This is a genomic window from Glycomyces lechevalierae, from assembly GCF_027622945.1.
In the GTDB taxonomy this organism is placed as follows: Bacteria; Actinomycetota; Actinomycetes; order Mycobacteriales; family Micromonosporaceae; genus Glycomyces; species Glycomyces rutgersensis.
Genome location: NZ_JAPZVQ010000001.1, coordinates 191,099 through 201,503 on the forward strand (window position 1 = coordinate 191,099; position 10,405 = coordinate 201,503).

The 10,405-nt window shown below is 71.5% G+C and carries 11 protein-coding genes; 6 read left to right on the plus strand and 5 right to left on the minus strand.

Annotated elements, in window-relative coordinates; genetic code table 11:
* Positions 1-6 precede the first annotated feature (6 nt).
* Positions 7-1,215, plus strand: a complete 1,209-nt coding sequence (locus O2L01_RS00880; RefSeq protein ID WP_270119584.1) for a sensor histidine kinase — start codon at positions 7-9, stop codon at positions 1,213-1,215.
* Complete coding sequence (locus tag O2L01_RS00885) at positions 1,212-1,886, plus strand: response regulator (protein ID WP_270119586.1); 675 nt, start codon at positions 1,212-1,214, stop codon at positions 1,884-1,886. Before O2L01_RS00880 ends, O2L01_RS00885 begins: the two co-directional genes overlap by 4 nt.
* A 213-nt stretch (positions 1,887-2,099) precedes the next feature.
* Here the strand turns inward: O2L01_RS00885 and O2L01_RS00890 are convergent, their stop codons facing one another.
* Together O2L01_RS00890 and O2L01_RS00895 are read right to left on the minus strand one after the other, a co-directional pair.
* Positions 2,100-2,867: a class I SAM-dependent methyltransferase gene (locus tag O2L01_RS00890; RefSeq protein WP_270119588.1), complete on the minus strand. Its 768-nt coding sequence runs from the start codon at positions 2,865-2,867 to the stop codon at positions 2,100-2,102.
* A 32-nt stretch (positions 2,868-2,899) separates the two neighbouring features.
* Positions 2,900-3,433, minus strand: a complete 534-nt coding sequence (locus tag O2L01_RS00895; protein WP_270119589.1) for a GNAT family N-acetyltransferase — start codon at positions 3,431-3,433, stop codon at positions 2,900-2,902.
* 151 nt (positions 3,434-3,584) lie between these two features.
* Between O2L01_RS00895 and O2L01_RS00900 the strand changes: the two genes are divergently transcribed.
* Positions 3,585-4,235 carry an HAD-IA family hydrolase gene (locus tag O2L01_RS00900; RefSeq protein ID WP_270119590.1) on the plus strand — a complete coding sequence of 217 codons (651 nt, stop codon included), beginning with the start codon at positions 3,585-3,587 and terminating at the stop codon, positions 4,233-4,235.
* Positions 4,236-4,469: 234 nt separating this feature from the next.
* Positions 4,470-5,216 carry an RpnC/YadD family protein gene (locus tag O2L01_RS00905; RefSeq protein ID WP_270119591.1) on the plus strand — a complete coding sequence of 249 codons (747 nt, stop codon included), beginning with the start codon at positions 4,470-4,472 and terminating at the stop codon, positions 5,214-5,216.
* A gap of 60 nt (positions 5,217-5,276) precedes the next feature.
* On the opposite strand, the gene O2L01_RS00910 is transcribed toward O2L01_RS00905, so the two are convergent.
* The 3 genes from O2L01_RS00910 to O2L01_RS00920 all read right to left on the minus strand — a co-directional run bounded on the left by O2L01_RS00910 (position 5,277) and on the right by O2L01_RS00920 (position 8,609).
* On the minus strand, positions 5,277-5,849 hold the full coding sequence (locus tag O2L01_RS00910; RefSeq protein ID WP_270119594.1) for an SWIM zinc finger family protein: 573 nt from the start codon (positions 5,847-5,849) through the stop codon (positions 5,277-5,279).
* Positions 5,846-7,750 (minus strand): DEAD/DEAH box helicase, encoded by a 1,905-nt coding sequence (locus O2L01_RS00915; protein WP_270119596.1) that lies wholly within the window; start codon positions 7,748-7,750, stop codon positions 5,846-5,848. The genes O2L01_RS00910 and O2L01_RS00915 overlap by 4 nt, the downstream gene beginning before the upstream one ends.
* 454 nt (positions 7,751-8,204) lie before the next feature.
* Positions 8,205-8,609: a hypothetical protein gene (locus O2L01_RS00920; RefSeq protein ID WP_270119598.1), complete on the minus strand. Its 405-nt coding sequence runs from the start codon at positions 8,607-8,609 to the stop codon at positions 8,205-8,207.
* 187 nt (positions 8,610-8,796) lie between these two features.
* Between O2L01_RS00920 and O2L01_RS00925 the strand changes: the two genes are divergently transcribed.
* Together O2L01_RS00925 and O2L01_RS00930 are read left to right on the plus strand one after the other, a co-directional pair.
* The gene (locus tag O2L01_RS00925) at positions 8,797-9,711 is read left to right on the plus strand and encodes a sugar kinase (RefSeq protein ID WP_270119599.1); all 915 of its coding nucleotides are present in this window, start codon (positions 8,797-8,799) and stop codon (positions 9,709-9,711) included.
* Positions 9,708-10,307: a bifunctional 4-hydroxy-2-oxoglutarate aldolase/2-dehydro-3-deoxy-phosphogluconate aldolase gene (locus tag O2L01_RS00930; RefSeq protein WP_270119600.1), complete on the plus strand. Its 600-nt coding sequence runs from the start codon at positions 9,708-9,710 to the stop codon at positions 10,305-10,307. Before O2L01_RS00925 ends, O2L01_RS00930 begins: the two co-directional genes overlap by 4 nt.
* Positions 10,308-10,405: the final 98 nt, after the last annotated feature.

Genomic DNA, 10,405 nt, shown 5'->3' on the forward strand with positions numbered 1-10,405 from the left:
CCCGTTGTGGCCGAGGCCGTGACCGTTCCCCGCAAACGCGGGATGTGGCAGCGGATGCTGGAGTTCGACTCCCGGCATCCGCTGCTTTGGAATCTGTTCCCGATCTTCCTGTACGTGACCGGCGGATGCATCGGGCTGATCGGGATCGCCGCCGCTGATCTGGAGGTGCGGCATCCGCTGGCCCAGGCCGTGGCGATCGTGCTGTTCATGGCGCCGACGATCTGGCGGCGCCGCTACCCGCTCGCGGTGCTGCTGAGCCAGTTCGTGCCGCTGTCGATCACGATCCCCCTCGGGTTGACCGATGACGGGTCGGGGCTGGTGAACGCGGCGTCGGCGCTGGCGTTCACCGTGAACCTGTACAACCTGGTGCTGCGGCGGCCGTTGAAGCTGCTGTGGTGGGCGGGGGTGATCTCGCTGGTGCCGTCGCTCGTCGACTGGATGGTCAACCATGACCAGTCGGTGCTGGGCTTCCTCGGGTTCTTCGGCCCGGGCGCGATCTACTTCGGGTTCGTGGTGGCGATCGGCATGCTGATGCGCACCCGCCGGGAGTTCCAGCATTCGGAGCGGGACCAGGCGGCGCAGCAGGCGGTGGTGGAGGAGCGCAACCGGATCGCGCGGGAGATGCACGACATCATCGGGCACAATCTCGCGGTGATCAACGCGCTCGCGGACGGCGGCGCGTACGCGGCGACGGCCGCCCCCGAGAAGGCCAAGGAGGCGCTGGAGGCGATCGGGCGCACGAGCCGGGAGGCACTGGCGGAGCTGCGGCGGGTGCTGTCGGTGCTCAAGGCCGAGGAGGGCGCGGAGCTGGAGTTGGCGCCGCAGCCGGGCCTGTCCGATCTGGAAGGGCTCATCGAGCGGGTCCGGGAGGCGGGCCTGCCGGTGACGGTGTCGGTCACGGGCGAGCCGTTGCCGCTGTCGGAGAACCAGCAGTTGGCGGTGTACCGGACGGTGCAGGAGTCGTTGACGAACGTGTTCAAGCACGCGAGGGGCGTGAAGCGGGCCGAGGTCTCGATCGAGTACCAGGGCTCGGGGCTGTCCGTGACGGTGCGCAACACGGGGAACCGGGTGGACGAGGCCGGCACCGCGCGTGGTCTGGCAGGCTTGTCGGAGCGGGCGGCGGCGTTCGGCGGCACGATGGTGGCCGGGCCCGAAGTGCTCGGCGGCTGGCGGGTCGCCTTGTGGCTGCCCAGGAACGGAGAGGAGCGCCGGTGACCACGTTGTTGATCGTGGACGATCATCCCTTGCAACGCATGGGGTTTCGGATGCTGGTGGAGAGCCAGTCGGATCTCGTGGTGCTCGGCGAGGCCGACAACGGGGCCGACGCGGTGCGGCGGGCGACCGAGCTGGGCCCTGACGTGGTGCTCATGGACGTGCGCATGCCGGGCGTGGACGGGATCGAGGCGACGCGGCGGATCATCGCTGCGGGCGGGCGCAGCCGGGTGCTGGTGCTGACCACGTTCGACCTCGACGAGTACGCGTATGCGGCGCTGCGGGCCGGCGCGAGCGGCTTCCTGGTCAAGGACGCGCAGCCGGAGGAGCTGCTCACGGGCATCCGTGTGGTGGCCGCCGGGGACGCGGTGGTCGCGCCGAAGCTGACGCGGCGGCTGCTCGACCGGTTCGCCGACCAGTTCCCCGTCGAAGGCGAGGGCGACGCCTCAGCGGCGGCAGGGCGGCTCGAAGTTCTCACCGAGCGGGAGAAGGAAGTGCTCACCGCGATCGGACGCGGTTGGAACAACACCGAGATCGCTGAGCGGTTCCACCTCGCCGAGTCGACGGTGAAGACCCACGTGGGCCGCATCCTCGCCAAGATCGGCGCCCGCGACCGGGTGCAGGCGGTCATCTTCGCCTACAACACCGGTCTGGTCTCCCCCGACGGAAACTGAGCCCTCGGCCGAACGCGGTGGCATGTCACATGTCATGCGGCACCGCCGCAACGGCGGCCGAGAGGGCCGCCGTTGCGGCGGTGCCGCCAAGACGGCCTGCACGGCCCGGGCTCGGTGATATGTCACATGCCATGTGCCGGCGCTGCCGCGTTCGGTCCTCAGTGGTATGTCACATGGCATGTGGCACTCGTGAGATCGGCGCCTTGCCGCCGGTCAGCGCCGCGTGAACGCGAGCAGGTCGCAGTCGGACTCGACCGGTCGCGGTGCGGTCTCGGCGGCCGCGTCGGCTTCGAGGGCCGCCAGGCCGTCCCGGTACTCCTCGTCGGTCAGGTGCTCGTAGACCGACAGGGCCCGCATCCGCTGCCGCCCTGCGTATTCGGCGAGGCTGTCGGCCGAGCGGTGGTGGACCTCGGTGAGTGCGGTGTGGGCGAACCCGGCGTCGGCGAACACGCCCAGGGTCTCGTCCAGGGTCGGGAACACCACGGCGTCGATGTCGCGCGTGCGCGGGAAGTACCGGTACAGCAGCAGGTCCTTGAGCCGGTCCGAGAGCGTGGTCGCCATGAGCAGCCGCGCGCCCGGGGCGAGGACCCGTGCCAGCTCCCGGGCGGCCGCGGGCCGGTCCGGCACGTGGTGCCAGACGAGGAACATCAGCGCCAGGTCGGCGCTCGCGTCGTCGACCGGCAGGGCCGAGGCATCGCCCGGCACGTATCTGACGAGCGGGTGCGAGGACTCGATGTGGGCGACCTCCCGCATCCGCGCCGAAGGCTCGACACCGATCACGTCGGCCCCGAACTCGTCGGCCAGCGCGGGCGTGAAGCGCCCGGTGCCGGAGCCGACGTCGAGGACAGTGGCGATGCGGCGGTCGCCGGCGTGTTCGCGGAAGGCCCGCATCCAGGTGCGGCGGCTCGCGGGCAGGAGCCTCCGGCCCTTCGCGTATCCGGCGTGCTGTGTGCGGTCGTAGTCGACGCGTTTGAGTCCCACCTTGTCCCCCAACCTGTGTCAGCTTGTTCGTGCTATGGCGCGGTGGGCACCCGGTACCGGAGTGTGCCCTCGCGCTCGTCTTCGAGTACCCCGCCGTTGGCTTCGATGACCTTGCGGGAGGCGGTGTTCTCGGTGTCGCAGGTGATGAGGGCCTGGTCGATGCCGAGTGCGGCGGCGTTCGGGAGGACGGCGGCGAGCATGGCGGTGGCGTGGCCGCGCCTGCGGGCGGTGGGGCGGACGTCGTAGCCGATGTGGCCGCCGACCTCGCTGAGGGCTTCGTTGAGGCGGTGGCGGAGGTTGATGCGGCCGAGGTAGGTGTCGCCGTCGGTCCACCAGTAGGTGGTGGAGGGGACGAAGCGGGCGGGCGGGTCGGTGGTGAGGCGGCGTTCGAAGTCGAGGACGCGGTGGATCCAGGCGTCGGTGCCGTCGGGGTGGCCGGCGTCGCGGAGGAGGTCGCCGAGGAGGGAGCGGTCGTCGGGTCCGCCGCGGCCTTCGGCGATGAACTCTTGGACGCCGGCGGTGTAGGAGTCGCTTAGGCGCGCAGTGGGGAGGATGAGTGCTGGCACGGTGTCGACGCTAGGTGGCGGCCCGGTTTCGCGCAACTGGTATCGGGGCGGTGCGGGGCTCACGGTGCGATGTTCGAATCCTTCGTGAGAGTTAGCGTGGCCGTCATGTTCCGTTGGTAGCGTGACGGTCCATTGACTCGAGGAGGTACGCATGGGCGATTCGGTGCTGACGGCTTCGGTACTGCTGTTCGACATGGACGGGACGCTGGTCGATTCGACGGCGTCGGTGGAGCGGGCGTGGGGCCGGTTCGCGGGCCGGCACGGTCTGGAGGCTTCGGCGATCCTGGCGGTGGCGCACGGGCGGCCGACGATCGAGGTGGTCGCGGAGTTCGCGCCGCACGGCGTGGACGTGGTGGCGGAGACCGATCGGATCGAGGCGGAGGAGATCGACCGGACGGACGGGATCAGTGAGATTCCGGGGGCGGCGGCGCTGCTGCGCGGGCTGGATCGGGACCGGTGGGCGGTGGTGACGTCGGCGACGCGGGCGTTGACGGTGCGTCGGCTTGCGGCCGTGGGGATTCCGTTGCCGAAGATTCTCGTGGCGGCGGACGACGTGACGAAGGGGAAGCCGCATCCGCAGCCGTACATGCTGGCGGCGAAGGCGCTCGGTTTCGATGCGGCCGAGGCGGTGGTGTTCGAGGACGCGCCGGCGGGCCTGACCTCGGCGCAGGCGGCCGGGGCGGCCACGGTGGTGGTGGGCGGGTACAAGGGCGAGGCGGCGGACGGCCTGCCGCGGATCGCGGACTTCTCGTCGGTGACGGTGTCGCCCAACGGTTCAGGGATGTCGGTGAGTCTGGGCTGACGCGCGGTCGTCGTTCGCAGGGTCCCGGTCCTGTTGCGGCCCTTGTTGTCGGGTTCGCGACAGGGCCGTGTCCGTCCGGTTCGTTTCTCGTTCTCTCGGGTGTATCCCCTGAGTTGAAAAGAGGAATCAATGCCGGGAGAGTTCCACGAGATCCTCGTGAAGCTGATCCAGGACGAGCCGGAGTCGGCGCCGTGGATGCTGGGCCTCGCCGGGGGCCCGCGGGGCGCGCGGTGCGTGAACGCGGAGACCCGTTCGGGCGCGGTCGGCTCGGCGGGTCCGACCGAGCGGCGGGCTGACGGCGTAGTGCGCCTCGGGTTCGCCGATGGGACCGAGGTGATCGTCGTCTGCGAGGTCCAGAACGAATGGAGCGAGGACAAGTACTTCCGGTTGCCGGGGTACATGACTCGCGCGTTCGAGGACCATCGTGTGCCGGTGCTGCTGCTGATGCTGTGCCGCACCGATTCGCTCGCCCGGAGGTTCCGTCGCGGGATCGACATGGGCCCGGGCAGTGCGGTCGCGATCGCGACGGTCGGTCCCGGAAACATACCGGACCTCGGCTCCGAAGCGGCGCCGCCGAATGCGGCGGCGGCAGTCGCGGCGGCGGTCATGCGTCGGCAGCCGAAGGACATCCCGGTCGAACTGTTCGTCTCGACGCTCGACCGCTGGCTCGGTACCATCGACCCAGGGCGGGCGGCCGATTACGCGAAATTCCTGCTCACTACCTTGGCCAAGGAGCCTGCGACCTTGCTGGAGGCACTCATGAAGACCCAAGCCCGTCTGTACCACTCGGAGTACACCGAAGAGCTGCTCGCGAAGGGCCGCGACGAGGGCGCACTCCGGCACGCCAGGTCCACTTTGCTGCGGATGCTGGCGGCCGACGGCCCGGTGGGCGCCGACCGGCGGGAGGAGATCGAGACCTGCTCGGACCTCTCACGGCTCGACGCCTGGATCACCGAGTGCATCCGGTCCGCGAGAAGCTGATCCCCAGAGCGTTGCGAAGGCCGGGCCGCGTCATGCGGCCCGGCCTTCGCCGTGTGCGGGTCAGACCGGCTGGGCGGCGTCCATGCTGGCGACCCGGGCGGCGCGGAGGCGTCCGGCGAGGTCGCGGGTGGGGCCGCCGCGCAGGAGGAGGACCAGCCACGGGTCGTCGTCCATCTTCGCGGCGCTGACGAGGGCGAGGGCCATGATGTGGGCGCACACTTCGCGGTTGTCGGCGCAGGGGCAGCTCGCGGTGATGCGGTTGTGGTCCTCGGTGACGAACTTCTTGGGGAGCAGGCGCATGCCGGTCTCGGCGAGGACGTCGTCGATCTTCTTGGGCAGGCGCCCGGCGAGGAGCCCGGCGACGCACGACGGAGAGAGGGACAGGGCGGTCATGCCGGCGGCCCACGCGGAGGCGTTGTAGACGGGGATGCGGATCTCGGTGTCGAAGGTGCGGCCGTTGTCGGCCACGTGGCCCGAGACGACGCCCGGGTCGATGGACATGCCGGTGACGGCGCCGTGCCCGGCGAGGGCGCGGCCCCTGACGATGCGCTGGTCGGGGTAGTTGAGACCGATGGTCTCCAGGGCCCGCCACCATTTGCGGCCCCACCAGGTCCGGCCGTAGGGGTCGCTCACAGGTGGCCTCCGTCGGCGTCGAGTTCGATGAGTTTGCGCAGCTGGGAGTCGTCCAGGTCGCCCAGCCAGTCCTCGCCGTTGCCGACGACGGCGTCGGCGATGGCGCGCTTGCGCTGCAGGAGTTCGTCGACGCGCTCCTCGAGCGAGCCGGCGGTGACGAGCTTGTGGACGTGCACGGTGCGGGTCTGGCCGATGCGGTGGGCCCGGTCGGTGGCCTGGTCCTCGACGGCCGGGTTCCACCAGCGGTCGTAGTGGACGACGTGCGAGGCGCCGGTGAGGTTGAGGCCGGTGCCGCCGGCGCGCAGGGACACGAGGAGGATCGCGGGGCCCTCGCCGGTCTGGAACTCCTCGACGAGCCTGTCGCGGGCGGGCTGGTCGAGCCCGCCGTGCAGGAACGGCGCGGCGACGCCGAGTTCGGCGTGGAGGTGGCGCGACAGCAGCTCCCCCATCTGCCGGTACTGGGTGAAGATGAGGGTCTTGTCGCCTTCGTCGACGACTTCGGCGAGCATCTCGGTGACCCGGTCGAGCTTCCCGGAGCGTTCGGCGAGGCCGCCGTCGCCCACGCCGACGTACTGGGCGGGGTGGTTGCAGATCTGCTTGAGGCGCGTCAGGAGCTTCAGGACGCGGCCGCGGCGGGTGATGCCGTCGCCGAGGCCCTCGTCGAAGGCCTCGCGGATCGCCTCCTTGTAGAGCCCGGCCTGCTCGTCGGTCATGGTGCAGGCGACGACCGCCTCGATCTTCGGCGGGAGGTCGGCGGCGACGTCCTCTTTCATGCGGCGCAGCACGACCGGGTCGATGCGGGCCCGCAGCGTGGCGGCGGAGACGGGGTCGCGGCCGATCTCGATGGGGTCGGCGAAGCGGCGCTTGAAGTCGGTCTGGCCGCCGAGGAGCCCGGGGTTGACGAACTCGGAGATCGACCAGAGTTCGGAGAGGTGGTTCTCGACGGGCGTGCCGGTGAGCGCGACCCGGACGCGGCCGGTGAGGTCGCGGACGGCGCCGGCGGTGCGCGAGCGGTGGTTCTTGATGGCCTGGGCCTCGTCGATGACGATCGTGTCGAACGCGATCTGGCGCAGCAGCTTGATGTCGCGCAGCGCGATCGAGTACGAGGTGACGACCACGTCGGCCTCGGTGAGCGGGCCGCGGTCCTTCGTGCGGGCCGGGCCGTGGTGCAGGTGCACGGAGAGCTGGGACGCGAAGCGGGCGATCTCGCGCTGCCAGTTGCCGACCAGCGAGGTCGGGCAGACCACGAGGTGCGGGGCGTTCCCGGCGCGGCGCACGAGCAGCCCGATGGACTGCAGGGTCTTGCCGAGGCCCATGTCGTCGGCGAGGATGACGCCCGCGCCGCCCTCGGCCGCGGCCTCGAGCCACGCGATGCCGTGCGACTGGTATTTGCGCAGGTCGGCGTTGACGCGGACCTCGCCGGGGTCGGAGTGCTGGGCGGTGATGAGCCGCAGGTTCAGGCCCGAGTCGGAGCGCAGCAGCTCGGTGAAGGACTCGACGAACGCGCCGACGAGCGCCTGCTTGGTCCACACGTGCCCTTCGGAGTGCGGCACGGAGTGGCCTTCGGCGGGCAGTTCGCCGGCGATGCGGTCGAGGTCGTCGAACTTGTCGTCGTCCACGGCGTTCGCGATGCGCGCCCAGATCGCGACCGACTCGGTGATGTCCGGGCGCGAGGCGATCCGGGTGAGCGCGGGCAGGACCGGCCGCACCGGCATGGCCACGCCCTCGACCTCGTGGAGTTCGCCGTCGAGGTACAGCTCGGCATCCACCGGGTCCCCGGGCGGGAGACCGAGCTCGGCCACGGCGGCCCAGGGGTGCGCGCCGCCGAAGAACAGCAGCCGCCCGTCGGCCGGGGAGGCGTGGTCGGGCAGGAAGGTGGCGTGCAGTTCGCTGGGTGGCAACGAGGCTCCTACGGGTCAACGGCAGACGTGCCATTTTGCCACAAGCGCGGCCCCGAACCCAAACGCGCGGTCCGCGCCCGGCGCCCGGGACGGCGTGAAACCGCAGCTCGCCGGTCATCCGCCGATTCGGGGGTGTGCGCATGCAGACGAACGCTTGCACTGGTGCGGTCCCGCCTATCGGGCGTGTCCGCCACGGGTAAGGAAACGGGGCGGGCCCGTCCGTCGCCGCCTGGAGCCGCGATCACGCGGCCCGGCGCCTTCGGGCGGTCCCGCCCCGTCAACCCCAGAGCAAAGTCCGCGCGGAGGCTCCGACGGGCCGGGCGCTCGCGCGCCGTGCCGCGTCCCTCCACATTGAGGTGCACCGGACGCCCTTCGCGCGGAAGGACGTTCGAACGTGTGAAAGTTAGCGGTAATTTCGAACACTGTCAATACCTGTGTCCAGCTTGCGGGCACTTCACCGCAGCGGGCAGCGCATCGCCAGATCGAGCGCGGCGTCGTCGCGGAACTCGGACTCGGCGTCCAGGAGCGCGTCGCCGTCGTCCGCGTTGGCGACCAGGTCCTGGGTGCTCTCCGCGTACCCCGACGTGATGGCCTTGAGGTTCGGGTCGTCGATCTCGGTGGCGAGCCCGTCAATCCGGTCGACCACGCCGTCCACGGTCGCCTCGTCGGCGCTCGCCGCGAGGTCCAGCGCCTGCCAGGCGTGCTCGCAGTCGGCCGCGTACTGTTGGGTGTCGCGGTCGATGTCCTGGTAGCCGGGGTCGGTCTCGTCGGCGCCGCCGAGGCACTCGGTGAGCATCCACAACATGATGAGCACGCCGATGGCCCACGCGAACAGCTTCACCAGACGCACGTCGATCATGTCCGGGCTCCAAGGTGAGAGGCCTGTGTCACACAGTCTACGCGGGCGGGGGCGCCGGGATCGGGACCCGGCGCGGCCGGCGGTGTTCGGCAAGCGGTGACCGCCGCTTTGTGTATGCGTTTTCCCCTCGGTAGGCTGAAGCAACCTCTCGCCGAACCCGCGCGAGCGCGGACACGAACGGAGCCACATGGACGTCCTGTGCCTGGGCGAATCGATGATCGTCCTCGCCCCCGCCGCCGCCGAACCCCTCCGCGGCGCCGTCGACCTCCACATGGGCGTCGCCGGAGCCGAATCGAACGTCGCCGTCGCCCTCGCGCGGCTCGGCGCGCACGCCGCCTGGTGCGGCACGGTGGGCGACGACCCGCTCGGCCGGCGCGTCCGCGACGTCCTCGACGAGGCCGGCGTCGACTGCGCGCACGTCCAGACCGACCCCGAGCGGCCCACCGGCGTCTACTTCAAGGACCCCGGCCCCGACGGCACCCGCGTCCACTACTATCGGCGCGGTTCCGCCGCCTCCACCATGGGCCCCGGGCACCTCGACGGCGTCGCGGCCCCGCGCCTCCTGCACCTCTCGGGGATCACCCCGGTCCTGTCGGACTCATGCGCGGCGCTCATCGACGAACTCCTCGTCGACCGGGCGCTCGACCCGGCCCTGGTCAGCTTCGACGTCAACTACCGGCCCGCGCTGTGGACCGTGAGCGAGGCCGGGCCGGCCCTGCGGCGCCTCGCCGACGCCGCCGACATCACGTTCGTCGGCCTCGACGAAGCGCAGACGCTGTGGGGCGCAGCCACCGCCGACGACGTGCGCGAACTCCTGCCGGACGCGGGCGTGCTCGTCGTCAAGGACGGCGGGAACGGCGTGACCGCGTACGAGGGCGGCAAGTCGTACTACTCCCCCGCCGAACCGGTCGACGTGGTCGAACCGGTCGGCGCCGGCGACGCGTTCGCCGCCGGATTCCTTTACGGCCGCTTGCAGGACGCTTCGCTCGAGGCGTCGATGCGGCTGGGGCACCGGCTCGCGGCCGGGGCCCTCCAGACCGTCGGGGACCTCGCGCCCCCGCCGCCACCCGAGACCGTCCGAGCCATCCTGGAGGACCAGTGACCTTTGATCAAGGCGAATTCTTCGACCGCCTCTTCGCCGGGCAGCGCGTCATGGCGATCTGGCGGGGCCTGCCCGCCGAGGAGACCGTGGAGCTCTCGGAGCGGGTGTGGGACGCCGGGTTCGACCTGGTCGAGGTCCCGATCGGCAAGCCCGGGCAGGAAGAGGCGCTGGCCGCGGCCGTGAAGGCCGCGGGCCCGAGCGGACGCGCCGTCGGCGCCGGCACGGTCGTCTCGGCAGGGCACGTGGAGCGCGCGGCCGCGGCCGGCGCGGCCTACACGATCGCGCCGGGCCTGAACCCGGCGGTGCTCGAGGCCTCGCACGCGGCCGGGCTGCCGCACCTGCCGGGCGTGGCCACGGCCAGCGAGGTCGGTCTCGCACGCGACCTGGGGTGCACGTGGGTGAAGGTCTTCCCGGCCTCGACCCTCGGCCCGGACTGGTTCAAGGCGATGCACGGGCCGTTCCCGGAGATGAAGTTCGTGGCGACCGGCGGCGTCGGCCCCGACGAGATCGACACCTACATCAAGGCCGGCGCCTCGGTCATCGGCATGGGCTCGGCCCTGGCCGACCCGGCGAACCTGGCGAAGCTCGTCGGCTGAGCGACTGACGCGAACGCAGCGGTGGGGCGGGGGCGGCGGGGGGGGGCGCGGGCCGGGGGGGGGGGGGGGGGGGGGGGGCGGGGGGGGGGGGGGGGGGG